At 64.8% G+C, this 19,376-nt stretch carries 21 protein-coding genes and 1 tRNA gene; 16 read left to right on the top strand and 6 right to left on the bottom strand.

What is annotated here, in order from left to right; genetic code table 11:
* Nucleotides 1–71: 71 nt before the first annotated feature.
* The gene (phoU, locus tag ACTU6U_RS10975) at nucleotides 72–785 is read right to left on the bottom strand and encodes a phosphate signaling complex protein PhoU (protein ID WP_443469145.1); all 714 of its coding nucleotides are present in this window, start codon (nucleotides 783–785) and stop codon (nucleotides 72–74) included.
* 196 nt (nucleotides 786–981) lie between these two features.
* Between phoU and ACTU6U_RS10970 the strand changes: the two genes are divergently transcribed.
* Both ACTU6U_RS10970 and ACTU6U_RS10965 read left to right on the top strand, forming a co-directional pair.
* Nucleotides 982–2,205, top strand: coding sequence for a sensor histidine kinase (locus tag ACTU6U_RS10970; protein WP_443469144.1), 1,224 nt, complete (start codon nucleotides 982–984; stop codon nucleotides 2,203–2,205).
* Nucleotides 2,202–2,885 carry a response regulator gene (locus ACTU6U_RS10965; RefSeq protein ID WP_443469143.1) on the top strand — a complete coding sequence of 228 codons (684 nt, stop codon included), beginning with the start codon at nucleotides 2,202–2,204 and terminating at the stop codon, nucleotides 2,883–2,885. Before ACTU6U_RS10970 ends, ACTU6U_RS10965 begins: the two co-directional genes overlap by 4 nt.
* 56 nt (nucleotides 2,886–2,941) lie before the next feature.
* Here ACTU6U_RS10965 and ACTU6U_RS10960 read toward each other — a convergent pair whose 3' ends face one another.
* The gene (locus ACTU6U_RS10960; RefSeq protein ID WP_443469142.1) at nucleotides 2,942–3,418 is read right to left on the bottom strand and encodes a DNA modification methylase; all 477 of its coding nucleotides are present in this window, start codon (nucleotides 3,416–3,418) and stop codon (nucleotides 2,942–2,944) included.
* 131 nt (nucleotides 3,419–3,549) lie between these two features.
* On the opposite strand from ACTU6U_RS10960, the gene ACTU6U_RS10955 reads away from it, so the two are divergent.
* From ACTU6U_RS10955 to ACTU6U_RS10935, 5 genes are read left to right on the top strand one after another with little or no spacing between them, the layout of a single operon-like run.
* Complete coding sequence (locus tag ACTU6U_RS10955) at nucleotides 3,550–4,032, top strand: CarD family transcriptional regulator (RefSeq protein ID WP_417510974.1); 483 nt, start codon at nucleotides 3,550–3,552, stop codon at nucleotides 4,030–4,032.
* A gap of 30 nt (nucleotides 4,033–4,062) precedes the next feature.
* A complete protein-coding gene (ispD, locus tag ACTU6U_RS10950) occupies nucleotides 4,063–5,259 on the top strand; it encodes a 2-C-methyl-D-erythritol 4-phosphate cytidylyltransferase (protein WP_443469141.1) in 1,197 nt (398 codons plus the stop codon).
* On the top strand, nucleotides 5,256–6,662 hold the full coding sequence (cysS, locus tag ACTU6U_RS10945) for a cysteine--tRNA ligase (protein ID WP_443469140.1): 1,407 nt from the start codon (nucleotides 5,256–5,258) through the stop codon (nucleotides 6,660–6,662). Before ispD ends, cysS begins: the two co-directional genes overlap by 4 nt.
* The gene (rlmB, locus tag ACTU6U_RS10940; RefSeq protein ID WP_443469139.1) at nucleotides 6,655–7,662 is read left to right on the top strand and encodes a 23S rRNA (guanosine(2251)-2'-O)-methyltransferase RlmB; all 1,008 of its coding nucleotides are present in this window, start codon (nucleotides 6,655–6,657) and stop codon (nucleotides 7,660–7,662) included. Before cysS ends, rlmB begins: the two co-directional genes overlap by 8 nt.
* A complete protein-coding gene (locus ACTU6U_RS10935; protein ID WP_443469138.1) occupies nucleotides 7,659–8,297 on the top strand; it encodes an NAD(P)-dependent oxidoreductase in 639 nt (212 codons plus the stop codon). The genes rlmB and ACTU6U_RS10935 overlap by 4 nt, the downstream gene beginning before the upstream one ends.
* Here the strand turns inward: ACTU6U_RS10935 and ACTU6U_RS10930 are convergent, their stop codons facing one another.
* Nucleotides 8,298–9,602, bottom strand: coding sequence for a DUF4032 domain-containing protein (locus tag ACTU6U_RS10930; protein WP_443469137.1), 1,305 nt, complete (start codon nucleotides 9,600–9,602; stop codon nucleotides 8,298–8,300).
* A 96-nt stretch (nucleotides 9,603–9,698) separates the two neighbouring features.
* Nucleotides 9,699–10,802, bottom strand: a complete 1,104-nt coding sequence (locus ACTU6U_RS10925; protein ID WP_443469136.1) for an ABC transporter ATP-binding protein — start codon at nucleotides 10,800–10,802, stop codon at nucleotides 9,699–9,701.
* A gap of 231 nt (nucleotides 10,803–11,033) precedes the next feature.
* Here ACTU6U_RS10925 and ACTU6U_RS10920 point away from each other — a divergent pair, with 231 nt between their 5' ends.
* From ACTU6U_RS10920 to ACTU6U_RS10885, 8 genes are all read left to right on the top strand, one after another.
* Nucleotides 11,034–11,978: a DsbA family protein gene (locus ACTU6U_RS10920; RefSeq protein WP_443469135.1), complete on the top strand. Its 945-nt coding sequence runs from the start codon at nucleotides 11,034–11,036 to the stop codon at nucleotides 11,976–11,978.
* Between the two features lie 54 nt (nucleotides 11,979–12,032).
* Nucleotides 12,033–12,108, top strand: a tRNA-Thr gene (locus ACTU6U_RS10915).
* 116 nt (nucleotides 12,109–12,224) lie between these two features.
* A complete protein-coding gene (locus ACTU6U_RS10910) occupies nucleotides 12,225–12,554 on the top strand; it encodes a hypothetical protein (protein WP_443469134.1) in 330 nt (109 codons plus the stop codon).
* Between the two features lie 35 nt (nucleotides 12,555–12,589).
* A complete protein-coding gene (locus ACTU6U_RS10905) occupies nucleotides 12,590–12,832 on the top strand; it encodes a hypothetical protein (RefSeq protein WP_443469133.1) in 243 nt (80 codons plus the stop codon).
* A complete protein-coding gene (locus ACTU6U_RS10900; protein ID WP_443469132.1) occupies nucleotides 12,802–13,143 on the top strand; it encodes a hypothetical protein in 342 nt (113 codons plus the stop codon). The genes ACTU6U_RS10905 and ACTU6U_RS10900 overlap by 31 nt, the downstream gene beginning before the upstream one ends.
* A 190-nt stretch (nucleotides 13,144–13,333) precedes the next feature.
* Nucleotides 13,334–15,124 (top strand): S1 family peptidase, encoded by a 1,791-nt coding sequence (locus tag ACTU6U_RS10895; protein WP_443469131.1) that lies wholly within the window; start codon nucleotides 13,334–13,336, stop codon nucleotides 15,122–15,124.
* A 1,132-nt stretch (nucleotides 15,125–16,256) separates the two neighbouring features.
* The gene (locus tag ACTU6U_RS10890) at nucleotides 16,257–16,505 is read left to right on the top strand and encodes a site-specific integrase (RefSeq protein ID WP_443469130.1); all 249 of its coding nucleotides are present in this window, start codon (nucleotides 16,257–16,259) and stop codon (nucleotides 16,503–16,505) included.
* A 36-nt stretch (nucleotides 16,506–16,541) separates the two neighbouring features.
* Complete coding sequence (locus ACTU6U_RS10885) at nucleotides 16,542–16,904, top strand: tyrosine-type recombinase/integrase (protein WP_443469129.1); 363 nt, start codon at nucleotides 16,542–16,544, stop codon at nucleotides 16,902–16,904.
* Nucleotides 16,905–17,024: 120 nt separating this feature from the next.
* Here the strand turns inward: ACTU6U_RS10885 and ACTU6U_RS10880 are convergent, their stop codons facing one another.
* A complete protein-coding gene (locus ACTU6U_RS10880; protein ID WP_443469128.1) occupies nucleotides 17,025–17,330 on the bottom strand; it encodes a hypothetical protein in 306 nt (101 codons plus the stop codon).
* A gap of 55 nt (nucleotides 17,331–17,385) precedes the next feature.
* On the opposite strand from ACTU6U_RS10880, the gene ACTU6U_RS10875 reads away from it, so the two are divergent.
* The gene (locus tag ACTU6U_RS10875) at nucleotides 17,386–18,102 is read left to right on the top strand and encodes a tyrosine-protein phosphatase (RefSeq protein ID WP_443469127.1); all 717 of its coding nucleotides are present in this window, start codon (nucleotides 17,386–17,388) and stop codon (nucleotides 18,100–18,102) included.
* Here ACTU6U_RS10875 and ACTU6U_RS10870 read toward each other — a convergent pair whose 3' ends face one another.
* Entirely contained in the window at nucleotides 18,103–19,374 is a 1,272-nt protein-coding gene (locus tag ACTU6U_RS10870; RefSeq protein ID WP_443469126.1) for a cation:proton antiporter, read from the bottom strand.
* Between the last annotated feature and the right edge of the window lie 2 nt (nucleotides 19,375–19,376).

Here is a 19,376-nt window from a genome sequence, read left to right as displayed (position 1 = left end):
CACGCTTCAACACCGAACCCCCGCCGTGCTGGTGAGACAGCGCGACGGGGGTTCAGCGGTAAGACGAGGGATCAGCCCTTACCAGCCGACTTCTCTTCCATGAGCGCGTGGGCTTCGGCAGCCAGCGGAATGTCGTGCTCTTCGACCGCCCAGTCGCCGGTGGCGAGGTAGACGACCTTCTTCGCGATCGCGACAGCGTGGTCTGCGAAACGCTCGTGGTAGCGGCTGGCGAGCGTCGCATCGACGGTCGCGGTCGCCTCGCCCTTCCAGTTGTCACTGAGTACCTTCTCGAACACGCGCGCGTGCAACTCATCCACGTCGTCATCGGCGTTGCGGATCTGGTCTGCCAGGCGCAGGTCCTGGCTGTGCAGCAATTCGGACAGTGTGCGCGCGATATCGACGTCGAGCTCGCCCATCTTCGAGAACGTGCCCTTGAGGCCCTTGGGAATCGCACGCTCGGGGAAGCGCAGCCGTGCGAGCTGAGCGATGTGCTCAGCCATGTCACCCATGCGCTCCAGCGATGCGCTCACGCGCAATGCGAAGACGACGATGCGCAGGTCGCGGGCCACCGGCTGCTGGCGAGCGAGAATCTCGATGGCCAGCTCGTCGAGCACGACTGCCAGCTCATCGATCTTCGCGTCATCGGCGATGACCTCCTCCGCCAGAGCGACATCGCTGTTGCGGAAGGCTCGAGTGGCCTTGTCGATCGCGACGGTGACGAGGTCGGCGATCTCGACGAGCCGAGACTGGATGTCCTCGAGGGACTGGTGGAAGACTTCGCGCATGAGCGGCGCAACCTTTCGTTCGGGGCTCGGCAGAATGCGACGGCCGTTGAGGGCACGACGGTGCTCGCGCGCTCTCTGCGATTGTGCTCGCTGAAGGTTAACGAATGGTGCCCAGTACGTGAATAGTAGTTCTCGATCCTGGGGCCCGATGTGAAAGCGCGCTGAAGCAGAGGTGAACGCGCTCTACGCTGAAGACATGACCCAGGGGACTATCGCGCTCATCGCCCTCGCTGTCGGTCTGGTGATCGGCGTCGTGCTCTGTGCGATCTTCGCGTGGGCGTATCGTGCAAAAGCGCGAACGGCGCATGCGACATCCTCCGACGTGCCGCAGGGAATCGCAGAGGTGCTCGCGAGCATGGACGACGCCGCGTGCGTCCTGGATGCTTCGGGGCTGGTGCTCGCGAACTCTCATTCCGCGACGCGGTTCGGGATCGATGTCGGTGCGACGCTGGATAACGCCGAGCTCCGTCAGCTTGTGCGAACGGTGCGATCGAGCGGAGTGTCCACGACAGAGGCCATCCGTCTCTCGCGTTCGCCGGGAGGCCTGGATCCGCGATTGGTCTCAGCGCGTGCGAGCGCGCTGGGTGCCCGGCTGATTCTGCTGATCATCAGAGATGTCACAGAACAGGAACGGCTTGATCAGGTGCGCCGTGACTTCGTCGCGAACACGAGCCATGAGCTGAAGACGCCGGTGGGGGCGGTCACTCTGCTCGCGGAGGCGATCGAGTCCGCGGCAGATGACCCACAGCAGGTGCGGGTCTTCGCGTCGCGGATCTCTGCGGAGGCGACCAGGCTCGGCCAGCTCACCGGGCGCATCATGAGTCTCTCGCGCCTGCAGGCCGCGGATGGCGTGACAGAGTTCGACCCTGTCTCGGTTGACGAGGTCATTGCCGCATCCATTGAGGCGCACGCGGTGCAGGCCGACTCCGCGAGCGTTGAACTCGTGCGGGGCGGTGATCGCGGTGCCTACATCCGCGGCGACGTGCAGATCCTCATCGAGGCGGTCGGCAACCTCATCGCCAACGCGATCGTCTACTCGCCGAAGTCATCGCGCGTGGGCGTCGGCGTGAAGGTCGACCTTGACACGGTTCAGATCGCCGTCTCCGACCAGGGCATCGGCATCAGTGAGACCGATCGCGAGCGCATCTTCGAACGCTTCTATCGCGCCGATGAAGCGCGATCTCGCCGCACAGGCGGAACAGGGCTGGGGTTGTCGATCGTCAAGCACGCCACACACCGGCACGGAGGAGACGTGCGGGTGTGGTCGCGCCCAGGGCGCGGATCGACGTTCACCATGGTGCTGCCGCGCATCGATGCGCCGGTGCCAGAGGATACTGCCAAGAAGACCAAGCAGAAGCGCACTCGGACGAGTTCCAGAGGAGCATCGTCCGTGACCGCTCGAAAAGGAGAGCACGCATGACCCGCATCCTTATCGTCGAGGACGAGCCAGACCTCGCCGATCCCCTCGCGTACCTGCTTAGGCGTGAAGGATTCGAAGTGGAGATCGCCGAGGACGGCCCGGGGGCGCTGACGGCGTTCCGTGAGCGTGGAGCAGATGTCGTCCTGCTCGATCTCATGCTGCCGGGGATGCCGGGGACCGAGGTCTGCCGGCAGATCCGCACCAGCTCGAGCGTGCCGATCATCATGGTCACCGCAAAGGACTCCGAAGTGGACATCGTCGTAGGGCTCGAATTGGGCGCCGATGACTATGTCACCAAGCCGTATTCGTCGCGCGAGCTGCTCGCCCGGATGCGCGCGGTGCTACGGCGGGTGACTCAACCCGATGAAGAACTCGAAGAGCGCGTGCTCGAGGGAGGGCGCGTCTCTCTCGACATCGACCGGCACACTGTGGCCGTCGCCGGTGACGAGATCAACATGCCACTCAAGGAGTTCGAGCTGCTGGAGGTGCTCATGCGAAATGCTGGGCGCGTGCTCACCCGCGGACAGCTCATTGATCGCGTGTGGGGGAGTGACTACTTCGGCGACACCAAGACCCTCGATGTGCACATCAAACGAATCCGGTCTCGGATCGAGGAGAACCCCAGCGAGCCCGTGATGCTGGTAACCGTGCGCGGACTCGGATACCGCTTCGCCGGTTGAGAACGCGAAAGAGGCCGGCCACCCGATGGGTGCCGGCCTCTTTCGCGTTCGTGCGGTCAGTCCGCTTCGGGCACCAGGTCCGCGTACTCCGGAAGAGTCCCGTCGAGAACGGGAACCTCAGTGACGCTGCCGGTGGCATCACCGGACTGGAAGTACATCGGGATCGTTGCGCCGGGCATCGTGTCGAGGTCATCGATGCGCAGCGGGTCAGTGGTCGCGCCGAGGCTGACAGTGTCGCCGGCGCCGACGCGGACGGTGAGGGGCTCGAGGCCCTCGATCTCGACCGTGAGAACCTCAGCCTTGTCGGTGGTGTTGACGATCGCGGCGATGAGGTTGCCAGTCGATCCGTCTTCTGTCGCGATGACCATCGCGTTTCGGATGTCGAGCGGACCCTCAGAATCGGGCACGTTCACGCCATCTGAGACGTTGTACGGATCGATCGAGGTCGCCTGCGGTGTGAGGAACGTGCACCCGGTCGTCCCGAGCAGGACGAGGGCGCTGAGGGCGGCAGACGCTACAAGGCGCGATTTCACGAGTCCTCCTGGAGCTATGGGATGTCGAGTCCATTCTATGGGTATGGTTCAGCTCCGCTGGAACATGCGGGAGCAAACCTTAGCGCATGTTGCCTGTGGTATTCTGGAGGTTGCCGAAAGGACACGATTTTATGCTTTTTGAGGTTGGCGAGACTGTCGTCTATCCGCACCATGGGGCCGCGACGATTATCGAGGTCAAGGATCGCGTCATCAAGGGCGAGACGAAGAAGTATCTGAAGCTCAATGTCACCCAGGGCGACCTGATCATCGAGGTGCCTGCAGAGAACGTCGACCTGGTCGGCGTCCGCGATGTCATCGGCCAGGAGGGCCTTGACAACGTGTTCGAGGTGCTGCGTGCGCCGTTCACGGAAGAGCCCACCAACTGGTCACGTCGTTACAAGGCAAACCTTGAGAAGCTCGCCTCTGGCGATGTGATCAAGGTCAGCGAGGTCGTTCGCGACCTGTGGCGTCGCGATCAGGATCGCGGGCTTTCAGCGGGTGAGAAGCGCATGCTCGCCAAGGCGCGTCAGATTCTTATCTCCGAACTCGCACTCGCAGAGAAGTGCGACGAGGACAAGGCTGGCGTTCTGCTCGATGAGGTCCTCGCCTCCTGAGGCGCGGACGTCTCTCGCTAAAGTGAGAGCGTGACTCTTATCCCTGTGCCGACGACGGCGATCATCGTCGTCGCGGCCGGTTCCGGCACGCGCCTCGGCGCTGCTGCGCCGAAGGCTTTCATCGGCATTGATGGGCGCTCCGTGCTTCGTCATGCGCTCGACGGCGTCTTCGCGGCGTCGCCAGCCCAAGTGATCATCGTCGCGCCCGCAGGGCACGAGGGCGATGCCGAGACTGAGATGCGAGCCGCCGCTGGCGACCGTGCGAACCTCGGGATAGTCGTCACCGGAGGCGAGACCCGGCAGCAGTCCGTGGCAGCGGGGCTCCACGCTCTCTGGGGCCACATCGCCACGGTGCTCGTGCACGACGCTGCGCGTGCGCTCACAACTCCTGCGCAGATCGACGCAGTCGCGGATGCTGTCACCGCCGAGTCGGGAGTCATTCCCGCGCTCCCTGTCGTCAACACGCTCAAGCGCGTTGCTGGCGTAGACATCATCGAGGCGGTGGATCGCTCCGCACTCGTCGCCGCGCAGACCCCGCAGGGATTCCCGCGATCGCTTCTCGAAGCGGCCTACGCTGCAGCGCGTGAATCCGGAGCCGAATACACCGATGATGCCGCGCTGTTCGCCGCAGCCGGTCACCCCGTTGCGCACATTCGGGGCTCCGAGCTCGCGTTCAAGATCACGACTCCCGCAGATCTCGATCGCGCGCGCCAGCTTCTGAAGCGCGGCCGCGCACCCGCACCGCTCCCGCGCGTCGGCGTCGGCACGGACGTGCACGCCTTCGGCGGCGACGGCGACCTGTGGCTCGCTGGCCTGCAGTGGCCGGGGGAGCCGGCACTGTCGGGACATTCCGACGGAGATGTCGTGGCGCACGCGATCGTCGATGCGCTGCTGGGGGCGGCCGGTCTCGGCGATATCGGTGAGCACTTCGGCACATCGCATCCGGAATACGCCGGCGCGCACGGCGACGTCTTTCTCGCACGCACCCGGCAGATCCTCGCCGACGCAGGCTTCTCGATCGGCAACGTATCGGTGCAGCTGCAAGCCAACCGGCCCCGCTTCACTCGGCGCCGAGCCGAGGCAGAGACCGCGCTCTCAGCCGCTCTCGGGGGAGTGGCCGTTTCGATCTCAGCGACGACGACCGACGGCCTGGGCTTCACAGGGCGAGGCGAAGGCGTCGCAGTCACAGCTGTTGCGCTGGTCGTCCCCGGTACGCTAGAGCAGTGACACTCCGCCTCTACGACACCCGCGCGCATGAACTGCGCGATTTCGTGCCTCTCGACCCCGAGAACATCACGATGTACGTGTGCGGGCCCACTGTGCAGTCGGGACCCCATATCGGGCATGTCCGTGCTGCTCTGAGCTTTGACCTTCTGCGTCGCTGGCTCACGCGCCGCTACGGGCGGGTGAGCTTCGTGCGCAATGTCACTGATATCGACGACAAGGTGCTTGCGAACGCGACGGCAACCGAACCATGGTGGGCACTGGCCTATCGCATGGAGCAGGAATTCACCGCTGCCTACGAAGGCATCGGCATTCTGCCGCCCACATACGAGCCACGGGCGACGGCATCCATCCCGCAGATGCAGGAACTCATCCAGACCCTGATCGAGCACGGGAATGCGTACCCGGCTCCCGATGGCTCGGGAGATGTCTATTTCGATGTGCGCTCCTGGCCCGAGTACGGTGTACTCACCCACCAGTCGCTCGATGCGATGGAGGCTGCACAGGATGCGGATCCTCGCAGCAAGCGCAATCCGCAGGACTTCGCCCTCTGGAAGGGTGTGAAACCGGGAGAGCCGGAAGATGCCGTGTGGGACTCGCCCTGGGGCGCTGGCCGTCCCGGTTGGCACATTGAGTGCTCGGCGATGTCGAAGCGCTACCTCGGCGCGGAGTTCGACATTCATGGCGGCGGGCTAGACCTGCGCTTCCCGCACCACGAGAACGAGCTCGCGCAATCGACAGCAGCGGGCGATGGGTTCGCGCGCTACTGGATGCACAACGGGCTGGTGACCGTCGGCGGCCAGAAGATGTCGAAGTCGCTCGGTAACTTCACCCTCGCAGCCGACGTGCTTGCTGAGCGCGATCCGCTGGTCGTTCGCTACGCTCTGGCAGCGGCGCACTACCGCTCGAGCCTCGATCTGACGGAGTCCTCGTGGGCAGAGGCAGAGGCAGCGGTCGACCGCATCCGCACGTTCCTCGAGCGAGCCGAGCGTGTTGCGCCGGCCTCGGGGGCGCCGCGCGAAGAGGGGGTGCCGACCGCATTCTTCGAGGCGATGGACGACGACCTCGCCGTCCCGCGCGCGATTGCGGTGATCCATGAGAGCGTTCGCTCCGGCAATGCGCATATGGATGCTGGACGCCTCGAAGAAGCGCGACTGGATGTCTCCGATGTGATCGATATGACGAACATGCTCGGCATCAACCCACTGTCTGTGCAGTGGAAGACGGCAGGAGGCGCCGAGGCATCCGCTCTCGATGCACTCGTGCAGACGATGATCACGCAGCGCACCGCAGCGCGCGCCGACAAGGACTGGGCGGCCGCAGATCGCATTCGCGATGCGATCGCTGCCGCAGGAATCACGCTGGAGGATACTCCGGCCGGAACTCATTGGAGTATTGATGGCTAAGCCACCGCGCCCCGGCGCAAGCAACGGCAAGAAGAAGGGCCCGCTCAAGGGCACCGGCGGACTCGGGCGCAAGTCGCTCGAAGGCCGTGGGCCCACCCCGAAGGCGGAGGACCGCGCCTGGCACCCGGCAGGCAAGCGCAAGGCTGCCGCCGAGAGGTATGCGGCATCAGGCGGCAAGGGGCGCGCGCCCGGTGCGGGCGGCCGCAGCGGAGGGGGCAACCCGAACCGCTCGCCCAAGGCGAAGGCCGGCGACGACACCGAGAACGTGACCGGTCGCAACTCGGTGCTCGAGGCCCTTCGCACGAAGATCCCCGCGACGGCGTTCTACATCGCGCAGCGTGTGGAGATGGACGACCGCGTCAAGGAGATGCTGTCGATCGCCACGCACCGCGGCATCCCGGTGCTCGAGGTCACTCGTCAGGAGCTTGACCGCATGGCCGGCTTCGACGGCGTCCACCAGGGCGTCGCGCTGAAGGTTCCGCCCTATGAGTACGCGCACCCCCAGGACCTGCTTGAGAAGGTGATCGATCGCGGTGAGGTTCCGCTGTTCGTCGCGCTCGATGGAATCACTGACCCGCGCAACCTCGGAGCGATCATCCGCTCGACGGCCGCTTTCGGCGGCCACGGCATCATCCTTCCGCAGCGCCGCTCGGCTGGAGTGAACTCGGCTGCGTGGAAGACCAGTGCCGGTGCTGCCGCACGTCTTCCCGTGGCGATGGCGACCAACCTCACCACCCAGCTCAAGGAATTCAAGAAGCAGGGTGTCTTCGTCATCGGACTCGACGGCGGGGGAGACGTATCGCTTCCGGACCTCGAACTCGCTGACCGGCCCGTCGTGGTCGTGGTGGGTTCCGAGGGCAAAGGGCTCTCGCGTCTGGTGACCGAGAACTGCGATCAGATCGTCTCGATCCCGATATCTGCAGCCACAGAGTCGCTGAACGCCGGTATCGCAGCGTCCGTCGCGCTGTATCAGATCGCCACGGTGAGGAATCAGGGATGACACGTATCGTCGTCATCGGAGGAACCGGTTACGCCGGATCGCACATCGTCGCCGAGGCTGTCTCGCGTGGTCACTCGGCGGTCTCGATCGCGCGGTCGCTTCCCGCTGAGCGTGTCGAGGGTGCCATCTATCTCGAAGGCAATATCCTCGATGTTCCCACGATCGTCAGTCAGATCGGTGAGGCGGATGTCGTCATTCAGGCGCTTTCGCCGCGTGGCGACATGGTCGGCAAGGTTCGTGCAGCGACGGCAGAGCTCGTCGCGGCCCTTCCCGAGAACGTGCGGGTCGGAGTCGTCGGCGGCGCAGGAGGAAGCCAGGTCGCACCGGGCGGTGCGCGACTGATCGACACGGACTTCCCCGACGAGATCAAGCCCGAGGCGTTCGAGGCGATCGGTGTCCTCGAGGATCTCCAGGCAGACACGACCGGACGCGACTGGTTCTTCGTCCACCCGGCCGGTGGGTTCGGTGCATGGAACCCCGGTGAGCGCACCGGCATCTATCGTGACGGCGGCCCGGTTCTGGTCACGGATGAGAAGGGTGACTCGTTCATCTCGGGTCCCGACTTCGGAGTCGCATTCGTCGACGAGATCGAGAACCCGAAGCACCAGCGCGAGAACTTCGCCGTCGGGTACTAGTCAGACCAGATCGCGCCAGTCGACCTCGTTCTCCTCGTCGGTCACCGGCATCGTGCCGGTGACCACGGGGAGTGACATCGTCTCGGTCGGCGGGCCCATGATCGTGGCCTCGTCGCGGCGGTGCCTCAGGACGTCGTTGATGTAAGACGTCAGCACCTCGGCGAGTGGTACCGAGCGGCCACTCGCCTGCGACAGGTACCACCGGTGTTCGAGCACCTGGTGGAAGACCTCGGCGGGCTCGAGCTTCGCTCGCAGGTCGTACGGAATCGCGCGAACCACGGGTTCGAACACGCGCGTGAGCCACTCGTGCGCGTACATTTCTTCATCGGCCCACTCCTTCTTGGAGCGAGCGCGGAACTCGTCGAGATCATTCAGCAGCCTGCGGGCCTGGTTCTCTTCGACATCGAGCCCGGTGAGTCGGATGAGCCGACGCTGGTGGTGTCCAGCATCCACGACCTTCGGCTGGATCTGCACGACGGTGCCATCGGCCGTGGTCGACATCGACATCTCGTCGATGTCGAAGCCGAGGGCATTGAGCTGTTCGACGCGCTCGGTGATCCGCCACGTCTCGTTCGCTGAGAACGACTCCTGAGCGGTGAGGGCTGCCCACAGCGAGTGATACGACGAGACGATGCCGTCGGCGATGGCGACGGCATCCACGCCGTGCTCGAGGCGCCCACCGGCGGCGAGGTCCATGATCTCGCCGGCGACATTGGTGCGGGCGAGATCCAGGTCATACAGACGCTGGCCCTCGGTCAGGCCCTCTTCGTGGAGCTCACCGGTCTCGGCATCCACCAGGTAAGCGGCGAATGCGCCGGCGTCGCGCCGGAACAGCGTGTTCGACAGCGATACGTCACCCCAGTAGAAGCCGACGTTGTGCAGACGCACCAGAAGCACTGCCAGCGCGTCGACCAGACGGGTTGCGGTGTCGGGGCGTAGTACGCGCGTGAACAGCGCGCGGTAAGGCATTGAGAAGCGCAGGTGCGCGGTCACAAGGGCTGCGGGAAGGGCTGTCCCGTCAGCATCCGTTCGCCCGGCGATCACCGCGACGCGATCGACGCAGGGCACGTCGAGTCGGCGGAGGTTGCCGAGCATCTCGTACTCGCGCTGCGCCATCTCTGCGGTGGTCTCTTTCACCGCGACGACGCGACCGGAGAGATCCGCGAAACGGACCAGATGGCGAGACAGGCCTTTGGGGAGGGAGACGATGCGCTCCGACGGCCACTTGGCGAGAGAGATCGACCACGGCAGCGCCAGCAGCTCGGGATTGACTTTGCTCGCGGTGATGCGAAGTGCGTCCTGCATTATTGCCCCTCTGAAACGACGTCCGTTGCGACGTCTCTCGGAAACGACGCGGCGCGGGCGACCAAGAGGTCAGCCCGCGCCGCATTCATGACGAGGTCAGGATGCGATGACCGGCTTGTCGTTCAGGCGGACGCCGGACTCGATGTCGAAAGCGTGCACGTGTCCAACGCTGGCGGCCAGCGTGACGGTCTCGCCCGCGTTCGGGTGGTTGCGGCCGTCGACGCGTGCGACGAGGTCCGTGCGCTTGCCGTTGATCTCGGTGTGACCGTACAGGTAGCCGTCCGCGCCGAGCTCCTCGACCAGGTCGACGGTGACCGAGAGGCCCTTGCCGTCAGCGGGTCCGACGACGATGTCCTCGGGGCGTACGCCGACCGTGACCTGGCTGCCGTTCGCACGGCCGACAGTGTCGCGGTCAAGACCGACGACCTCTGTGCCGAAGCGCACGCCGCCCTCGGCGAGGTCAGCCGAGAAGAGGTTCATGGCGGGGGAGCCGATGAACCCAGCGACGAAGACGTTCTCGGGCTTCTCGTACAGGTCACGAGGCGAGCCGACCTGCTGGAGCAGACCATCCTTGAGGACCGCGATGCGGTCACCCATGGTGAGGGCCTCAGTCTGGTCGTGCGTCACGTAAACCGTGGTGACGCCCAAGCGGCGCTGCAGGGATGCGATCTGCGTACGGGTCTGGACGCGGAGCTTGGCGTCAAGGTTCGACAGCGGCTCGTCCATGAGGAACACCTGCGGCTGACGGACGATAGCGCGGCCCATCGCGACACGCTGACGCTGACCGCCGGAGAGCGCCTTCGGCTTGCGGGTGAGGTACTCCTCGAGATCGAGGAGCTTGGCGGCCTCGAGCACGCGAGTGGCACGCTCTTCCTTGCCGATGCCGGCGATCTTCAGGGCGAAGCCCATGTTCTCGGCAACGGTCATGTGCGGGTACAGCGCGTAGTTCTGGAAGACCATTGCGATGTCGCGGTCCTTCGGCGGCACGTCGGTGACGTCGCGGTCACCGATCATGATGCGGCCTTCGTTGACCTCTTCGAGGCCGGCGAGCATGCGCAGCGAGGTGGACTTTCCACAGCCGGATGGACCGACCAGGACGAGGAATTCGCCATCAGCGACCTCGAGGTTCAGCTTGTCGACTGCCGGGCGGGTTCCGCCGGGGTAGAGCCGTGTGGCGTCATCGAACGTGACAGATGCCATTGTTTTCTCCTTCACCGGCAGGTACGTGCCGGACGATCCGTTGTGATGGATGCGGTGGGGTCTACCCGCCGTGGCCCGCCTTCGGGCCGTGATAAGTATGGCATGGATGCGCGCACCTGGGTATTTCCCAGCATGTCTGATTACCATCGAAACGTCCCTGCACACTCCGCAAGAGCGTGTTCTGCGGGCGAAGGGGAGCCCGTCCCCGACCACTGACTTTCAAGAGGAACGATGTCGAGCGAGGAAACGCCGAACGTCCCGGACTCTCGCGATTCCCGTGAGGCGGTTCGGGAGAAGGCCCAGCAGGTGCACGCCCAGCAGTCCAGGGCGCGCCTCATGCGAAGGATCATCATCGGCGCTGTCGCCATCGTCGCTGTGGGGGCGATCGGTACCGCCGTGACGCTCGCTGTGACCTCGACGGTGTCCAAGCCCGTTCTGAATCCGCGCGGGATGGACGGCGACGGAATCGTGGTGAGCAGCATCACGAAGACGGATGCTGAGACCGTCCCCTCTACGCCGGTTCCGACGGAGAGCGGTGCGGGCAGCGAGACCGCAACCCCCGACCCAGAGGCGACTGCTCCCGCTGTCGATGTCCACGTCTACGTGGACTACCTCTCGCCCGGTGCGGGCGAGTTCGAGCGAGCCAACACCCGTCAGCTCGCCGGATGGATCAACGAGGGCGCGGTTGAGGTCACGTACCACCCGGTCTCGATGCTCACGGCGAGCTCCAACGGCACCAAGTACTCGCTCCGAGCTGCTGCCGCGGCTGCATGCGTCGCCACGTACTCGCCGGAGCAGTTCTACGCCTATAACCACGAGCTCCTCGTCGACCAGCCGAAGGTCGACAGCAGCGGACGCACAGACGTTGAGCTCGCTGACCTCGCGGTGGCGGTCGGCGCGAACACTCCGAAGGCCGTCCGCGAGTGCATCGAAGAAGGCGACTTCATCACCTGGGCGAAGGAGGCGACTTCGCGCGCGCTCGAAGGTCCGCTTGAGGGGTCTGATGACCTCACTCTCACCAGCGCCCCGATGATCGTTGTCAACGGACAGCCGTATGTCGGTTCGCTGACTGACCCCGCTGAGTTCTCGCAGTTCGTGCTCACGGTCGCCAGCGATACGGACGCGACGCCCAGCCCCACACCGACGCCTGCCGCCACGGAGACTCCTGCGCAGTAGACACTGTCTCGGTTTCCGAACCGCTCCTACGGCTCGCTAAGCTGTAGGACGTTCGCCGACTTAGCTCAGCTGGTAGAGCACCTGTCTTGTAAACAGGATGTCACGGGTTCGAATCCCGTAGTCGGCTCCAAATTATGACCTGATCAGTCGCAGTTTTGCGGTCGCCTCCAGCAGTCGTGGGGGAGTGGCTGCACCGTATTCTGCACCCTATGCGCGAAACGCTGCGCTCCCGCTGTGCTCACGATCATGAAGACGACCTCGCGATTCGTCGCCGCGTTCGCGCTTACCGGCACGCTCGTGCTCACCGGCTGTGCGGCGTCGCTCGATTCTGTCGCCGAGGAATGCGGTGGCAGCGCCGCGGGTGTGAACGCGGACGACTCAGGCATCATGATCGACGTCGGAGCGGGCGCAGACGGCCTACTGTGCGTCGTGCCGAAGGTCTTCTCGGACAAGTCCGATCAGTACGCCGTGGCACTGCTGCTTGACGACGGCCTCGGCCAGACGTCGGAGATCGATGGCCGCGAAGTGAAGACCGGTTCTCTCGGCGGATCACCGTTCGTGTTCATCGCGAACTAGTAGCGTCCCGTTCCGCCCAGCCATACGCTGTCGGGATGGAGGATCTCGACTTCGGTGCGCAGCCGCACTGCCCGGACGATGACGTCGTGATGCGCGACGTCCCAGGCGGGTGGGATATCGCAAAGGTGCCGCCAGTCCTGAACCGAGACGGTACGTTCACCGCGGATGCCATGATCGTCCGCCGTGACGATGTGCGGGAGATCGAAGCCGACGACATGGACACCCTGCAGAGCAAGGTGCCTGATGGGTGGCAGATGCTATCCGTCAGGAAGATCTGAGCGCGACTGGTCGGTATGGTGAAATCGTGCGCCGCATCACTCTCTTAGCGCCGGTCATCCCGGCTTCCGACACTATTGCGCAGCCGCTGAGCGCACCAGCGCTCGAAGCGGCAGCTGACGAGATCGAAGGCTATCTCGAACCCCTCCGGGAGCTTGAGCCCCAAGGAAAAATGGTCGAACCCCATCGCCTCATTCTCGAAGGAATGGATGAGATGCTGATTGCCCTGCGCGCTGGTGACAGCGAGCGGCTTTCTGCCGCATCCAGCGAGCTCGCGAAAACCGGGGTCGATGTCGAGATCGCTTGCCGATAGCGCCCATGCACGACGAGAGACCCCCGCACCCAGCCGAAGCCAGGTGCGGGGGTCTTGTCGTGATGCTGAACTAAGTTTCCGGGAGTGTTGTACTCTCCTGTGGGGCGCCTCCTGGCGTGACCAGCATGATCAAAGGAGACCACACGTAATGGCCCCCAAAAGCCCATCAGGAGCTCGACGATACCTCGCGTTGACCGCAGTGACTGCCCTCTGGATGGGAAGCCTATTTCTCACGCAGCCGGCATTCGCGGAGGAATCAGCTGCTCCCGAGCACGCCACTACCGACGCACCGCCCGCGGACGTTCTCGCTGCGTTTAAGCAGGCCGACAAGGGGGACGCAGAGATTGTCGCCTTCGGCGTAAACGCCTCGGGCGATGACGTAGTCGTGGCGACCGAAGAAAGCGTCGCTACGCCGGAGGGCGAAGCGACGGTTGAAAAGTTCGCCGCGGACGCAGGGATGCCGAGCGCCGAGATTGTCAAGGTCTCCGAGACTCCGGTCGCGTTTGCGGCTAGCGATGTCGTGGGTGGCCAGGGCTACCTCGGCCTGGAGCCAGACGACGAAGCATTCCCCTGCTCGATCGGATTCGCAGCCTGGAGCCCCTCGGGTGACCCGGCTTTACTTAGCGCGGGCCACTGCGCGCCGACGACCGCCCTGGTGCTGTCCAGTCCGTCTGAGGACCCCGCAGCAGGCGGCCCAGGGTACATTGTCATCGAGGGAACCCCCGAGCTCGGTGACTTCGGGTTCTACCAGTACGGCGGCGCTGGCGGAACGCCAGGAACAAACGGCGATCCGGAGGCCACCGACATTTCTGTGATCACGATCGATCCAGCATCTGGTTACGTGCCGCTTCCCGCGGTGACCGACTGGACGACCGCGGGCGACTCGAGCGATTCACTCGCGGCCAGCACGATCAGTGTCAGCGCTTCAGGGGCTCCCGTCGTGGGCACGGTTTCGAAGAGTGGTCGCACGACAGGCTTCACCTCCGGCGAAGTCAAGGCATCTCACCTCGTCGATGGCTGGTCACTCATTGCTGGCAAGTGGGTTCGCGGCTTCCAGAGCAACGTGCTCGCCGCCCCGGGCGACTCTGGCGGCTCGGTAATACAGGGCAACACGGCAGTCGGCGTGATCAGCGGTGGTTCTCCGGCTGATCCCGACAGAGATATTGAACAGTTCACCTGGTCGACCTCGCTCGTGCACGCACTGCCGACGACCGGCGGCTACGAGGTCGCCCTCGACATTGCGGCTCCCATCGTCACCACCCCCGCTGCGGGCTCGAGCGTTGAAGCAGGCGCCGTCATTTCAGGCACGGCTGCAGGCTCCGAAAGCGTTGAGATCTCGGGTGCCGGCGCGACGTTCACCGTGCCCGTCACGAGCGGTGCATTCACCTTCACGGCTCCGGGAACCCCAGGCACCTACACCCACACGCTGAAGGCAGTCAACGGCCTCAGCAAGTCGGACCCCACCAGCTACGCGCTCACGGTCCTTGAAGCACACCCCGTGGCGCCCGCAGTCACCTCGATCGCGGGCGGCAGCGAGTTTGCACACGATGCAGGCCCGACGGGCGCAGCAGGCACCGGCGTCAACGGTGCAACAATGGCAGTCGAGCTCACGGGCGCCGTCACTGGTTCATACACTGCGACGGTCGTCGACGGCGCATGGACGGTCGACTTCGGCAAGCGACTCGTTCCCGGCTCGTACCAGCTCTCGGCAACGCAGACGCTGAACGACCGCACCTCGGCGGCGACGGTCGTAGCATTTACCGTGGCGGCAGCTCCGGCGCCCGAGCCGGGACCGGGCCCCACGCCCGGTGGCGGTACGACGCCGACCACCCCCGGGGTGACGCCCAGCGCGAACACCAAGCCCGTTCTGGCCAACACGGGCGCTGACGCGTTTGCTCCGGTGCTTGGGTCGATTGCAGCGCTCGCGCTGCTCACCGGTGGCGTCGCGCTGATCGCGGCCCGTCGCCGCGCTCGCAGCTAGCGACCGAAGACAAAAGGCGGGGCTCCCCATCGGGGAGCCCGCCTTTGGCGCGTGCGGGGCTCCCCGATGGGGAGCACGCGATCCCACGCGCCATGCCCGCAGCGATAGCAATCCTCGGGGTCGGAGTCGCACTCTTAGTCGTTGGCATCATCGCTGATATCCCCCTCTACCGTTCCCGACGAGGACGTGCGCACGGAGACGCGCTGCGCTGGGATGGTGTGCAGGCTCATCGCTGGGCTATGTGAGGTGATTAGGGGCGTATCAGGTTGCGGATGCGCGCTCCCGATGCAGGTCTATTGCAACGAAGGCCACGCGGTCGCTGACCACAACCCGCTATAGCTACTCGCCGCCTTCCATGCCCATGATTGCGAGGAACCAGATTTGAGCGCCTCAATCCAGACCAGCATTGGTTGGCCGACGAATTCAACGTCTCAGTCGACGCGATCTACGCATACGAGGAACACTGCCTCACACGGCTCCGAGGCATCACATACAGCCGCGCACGCATGGGCATTGGCCAGTGGACGCACCGTGCGGCCGTAATCATCTGAAAGCAGGAGATCATGGGCAGAGCAGCGAAGGGCGACGGGTCGATATTCAAGACCGACACCGGATACCGCGGATACATCACCGTCAACGGGCGCCGGAAATACACCTCAGGGTCGAAGAAGACCGAAGTCGCGCAGAAGCTCCGCGAGTTGAAGAATCAACGCGACACGGGCGTCCTCGCCGTTGGCCGCTCACCGCGCCTCGCCGACTGGATCGCGCACTGGTTGAAGGCCACACAGCCAGAGCACACGATCAAGACGCACGCCGGCTACCAGGAGGCCGTCGACAACTACCTGCCGACATGGCTCGGCGACGTCACGATCGCGAAGCTCACCGCCGAACACCTCGAGGACGCCTACGCGACCCTCGGGGAGAAGTACGCGGGGTCGACCGTCTACCAACTGCACACCGTCATCAGGGCATCCCTGACGCTCGCGGCGAAGCGCGGGAAGGTGCCGACGAACGTCGCGAAGCTCGTCGTGTCCTCGCCGAAGGCTGACCCGCAGCCTGTCCGCCTTTCTCCGACGCCGACCTGGAACGGATCTACACCGCTCTCGCCGGGACGGACATCGAGTCGCGTTGGATGCTGGCCCTGGAGCTCGGGCCGCGGCCGGGGGAGTCGATCGCGTTCGAATGGCCACACGTCGACTTCGACGAAGGATCCATCGCTGTCCGACAGCAGCTGCAGACGGTCGAGGGCAAGCTGCGCCTCGTGCCGTACACGAAGACCGATGCGGGCATGCGAAAACTCCCCATGCCAGGACACCTCGCCGACGCACTCAAGAAGCACCGGAAGGTGCAGCTCGAGCAGATGAGCAAGATTCCGACATAGGGAGGATGGCGTGATGAGGATGAGGGCGACGGGGTAGTGCATTCGTTCGTGTTCACATCGTCGCGGCGCTCTGGGTGGCCGATCACTCCGTCGGGCGACTCTCAGCAGTGGAAGCGGCTGCTGACCAGTGCGGGGCTCCCACATGCGAAGCGCTACACGGCGCGCCACACGGCGGCGTCGCGGATGATCGCCGCGGGCATCGATCTAACGGTCATTGCGGAGATCCTGGGACATGCGAACGTGAACGTTCTGATCCGTGTCTACGCGCACGCTTTGGAGGAGCGGAAGAAGGCGGCGGCCAGCCTGCTTGAGGCGGCTTGGTCGCGCGGCGCTGCACCTTATCCTGCACCTTATGAGGCGGATTCAATGCACGCCGGGAACATCAGAGCACATAGGTAGATGCCCGGAATTCTGCGGCTGGATCGGCCGGCGCTCATCCCCGCACAGTCGAGTGAGACTGTCTTGTAAACAGGATGTCACGGGTTCGAATCCCGTAGTCGGCTCCAATTCACCGCAGCGTTATTGTGCGCTCTTCGGCCTCCGCCCGCGCCTGGGCCGATCATGCCATGCGGCGATCGCATCCGGGGTCAGATCGTCGCGATCCCAGAGGTATCCCGAGACGTTGCCGATCGGATCGATGAAGGTGTCGCTGGCGCTGGAGGCTTCGCCGGCGTCTCGGCGTCGCATGGTCTGACGCAGCGAGACCGGAGTGACGCCGAGCAGCTCGGCAACCTCATCGATCGTCGCGTAGCGCGCAGCGAACCGCGACTCTTTTGTGGCGTCGCGCAGCGCTCGGGGGCACGAGATCTCATCGTCGCTCGGCATGGGCCCTCCTGATCTGTGAGTGAGCCCCACGATAGTCGAGCACTAGCATGGCGCCATGGACGATGCCGTCACGCGTCTCGATGTACCAGGGACCTCCAACTTCCGGGCGGTCGCGCCCGGAACGGTGGCATCTGGGCGTCTGTATCGTTCTGACGCGCTGGACAGGCTCAACAGCGTTGGACGGCAGCGCATCGCCGAACTGGGCATCACCGCAGTGATCGATCTGCGCTCGCGCATTGACCGGCGCATCGGCGGCCGCGACCGCCTGCGCGGTACCGGCGCCGTGCGCATCAGTCTGCCCATCGACGGCGTACCGCGCCGCGTCGATCTGACGACGATCACCCTCCCCGAGGCGTACCGCGTCATCCTTTCTCGCCACCAGCAGCTTCTCGGCACCGTGATTCGAGCTATCGCAGCATCCGATGGGCCGGTTCTCGTGCACTGCACGGCGGGTAAAGACCGCACGGGGCTGGTCGTCGCGCTCACTCTTGCAGCCATCGGCGTCGATCGTGATGCGATCCTCGACGATTACGCGCTCACGGCAGCGAATCTTGCCGGCCCCTGGACCGAGCGCATGGTGCGCAAGGCGCGCCGATTCCGGATCCGTCTGACAGACGACCTGATCGCGATCTTGGCGTCGTCACCGCGTGAAGTTCTGAGCGAGACCCTCGATTGGGTAGACGCCGAGTTTGGCGGACTGACCGAGTACCTGGACGGGGCAGGCGTGGACGCTGACGTGCGTGCAGCACTTCACGCGAAGCTGCTGCCCTGATCAGGGCTGCAACGCGGACTCTCGACGTCGCAGCGCCAATGGTGCCGCGACGCCGTGCAGCACGATGCTTCCCACCACTGTGGCGACCATGACCGCCAGGACCAGCATTCCCTCATCTTCTGGCAGGGCGTTGTAGGCGAGCAGGCCGAACACGATCGTGGCGGTGCCGCGCGGTCCCAGCGCGCCGATGAAGACGCGGTCTGCGGGGACCACTTTGCTGCCCATCAGCGACAGGTAGACCGGCAGCATCCGGATCAGGGTGAGAGCGAGTACGGCGAGAACGACGAAGCGCCAGTCGAATCCCGAGGCGAAGACCACGACTGCGGCGCCCCCGAGCATGAACCAGACGAAGTTCGCGGCCAGGACACCCACCTCATCGACCAGGAGAAGCTCGCTGTGATCGATGCCGGACTCCTCGGTTGAACGCACCCGGGTGAGGCGGTAGCCGATGCCGGCGACGAAGGCAGCGACGAACCCGTTCGCGCTGAAGAGGGGCAGACTCGCCACGCCGTACACGATCAGCGGCAGCAGCACCATCACGTAGCGTGCGCCGACGTCACTGGCGATCTCTCGCTGTCGTGCGAACCGCACAGCAAAACCGACCGCGCATCCGAGAGCCATGCCGATCACGATCGCGAGGAGTGTCGAGGGCGCCGCATTGGCGAACGAGATCAGGAACTCCAGCACAGGCTTCTCGATCGCCTCGTCGGTGAGCTCGGACTCCGGAGTGCGCGAGATCGTCGTCCAGAGCACTGCGAGCGCGAGAGACATGCCGAAGAGGGGAGAGACGAGCCCGTCGTTGTAACCGCTCTCGACGTTCAGGATCTGCCGCGCGCGTTGCGGGACGCCCTTGCGGCGCAAGAGCTGGGCCGCGGGGGAGAAATCGGTGGGCATGATCACGCACGCGATGACCACCATCACCGGGATGCTGGCCTCTGGGAGGATCCACACGCCTGCGAGGAACGCCAGAACAAGAGACAGCGGAAGCGCGATGAGCACCAAGCGCGCGATCACGCGCCCCTCCTTGCCGAAGACGCCGCCCTTCACCTCTGTCGCATCGACGAACAGCAAGATCGCGAGGATGACTTCGACCGACTTCTCGGCAATGTGCGAATCGAGCACATTGCTGAACGCGGGTACGTCCCATGCGACGGTGGCAGCACCCAGCAGGAGAAGGCCGGCTGGTCCAGCGACTCCCCAACGCTCGAAACGGTGCGAGATCAGTGACCACAGCAGGATCGCAGCAAGACTGATCAGCAGGAGGGGAGACATGA

Source organism: Microbacterium zouquanmingi (genome assembly GCF_052266695.1).
Lineage (GTDB): Bacteria > Actinomycetota > Actinomycetes > Actinomycetales > Microbacteriaceae > Microbacterium.
The sequence above is the reverse complement of the archived record's forward strand: the minus strand, read 5'-3'. Positions and strand labels throughout refer to the sequence as shown.

Bases quoted from the DNA above. Each gene is read 5' to 3' on its own strand.
- ACTU6U_RS10905 (WP_443469133.1), top strand. From the start codon at position 12,590: ATGGAGGATCTCGACTTCGGTGCGCAGCCGCACTGCCCGGACGATGAC.
- ACTU6U_RS10870 (WP_443469126.1), bottom strand. From the start codon at position 19,374: ATGTCTCCCCTCCTGCTGATCAGTCTTGCTGCGATCCTGCTGTGGTCA.
- phoU (WP_443469145.1), bottom strand. From the start codon at position 785: ATGCGCGAAGTCTTCCACCAGTCCCTCGAGGACATCCAGTCTCGGCTC.
- ACTU6U_RS10935 (WP_443469138.1), top strand. From the start codon at position 7,659: ATGACACGTATCGTCGTCATCGGAGGAACCGGTTACGCCGGATCGCAC.
- ACTU6U_RS10955 (WP_417510974.1), top strand. From the start codon at position 3,550: ATGCTTTTTGAGGTTGGCGAGACTGTCGTCTATCCGCACCATGGGGCC.
- ACTU6U_RS10970 (WP_443469144.1), top strand. From the start codon at position 982: ATGACCCAGGGGACTATCGCGCTCATCGCCCTCGCTGTCGGTCTGGTG.
- ACTU6U_RS10910 (WP_443469134.1), top strand. From the start codon at position 12,225: ATGAAGACGACCTCGCGATTCGTCGCCGCGTTCGCGCTTACCGGCACG.
- ACTU6U_RS10875 (WP_443469127.1), top strand. From the start codon at position 17,386: ATGGACGATGCCGTCACGCGTCTCGATGTACCAGGGACCTCCAACTTC.
- ACTU6U_RS10880 (WP_443469128.1), bottom strand. From the start codon at position 17,330: ATGCCGAGCGACGATGAGATCTCGTGCCCCCGAGCGCTGCGCGACGCC.
- ACTU6U_RS10965 (WP_443469143.1), top strand. From the start codon at position 2,202: ATGACCCGCATCCTTATCGTCGAGGACGAGCCAGACCTCGCCGATCCC.
- rlmB (WP_443469139.1), top strand. From the start codon at position 6,655: ATGGCTAAGCCACCGCGCCCCGGCGCAAGCAACGGCAAGAAGAAGGGC.
- ACTU6U_RS10890 (WP_443469130.1), top strand. From the start codon at position 16,257: ATGCTGGCCCTGGAGCTCGGGCCGCGGCCGGGGGAGTCGATCGCGTTC.
- ACTU6U_RS10930 (WP_443469137.1), bottom strand. From the start codon at position 9,602: ATGCAGGACGCACTTCGCATCACCGCGAGCAAAGTCAATCCCGAGCTG.
- ACTU6U_RS10920 (WP_443469135.1), top strand. From the start codon at position 11,034: ATGTCGAGCGAGGAAACGCCGAACGTCCCGGACTCTCGCGATTCCCGT.
- ACTU6U_RS10925 (WP_443469136.1), bottom strand. From the start codon at position 10,802: ATGGCATCTGTCACGTTCGATGACGCCACACGGCTCTACCCCGGCGGA.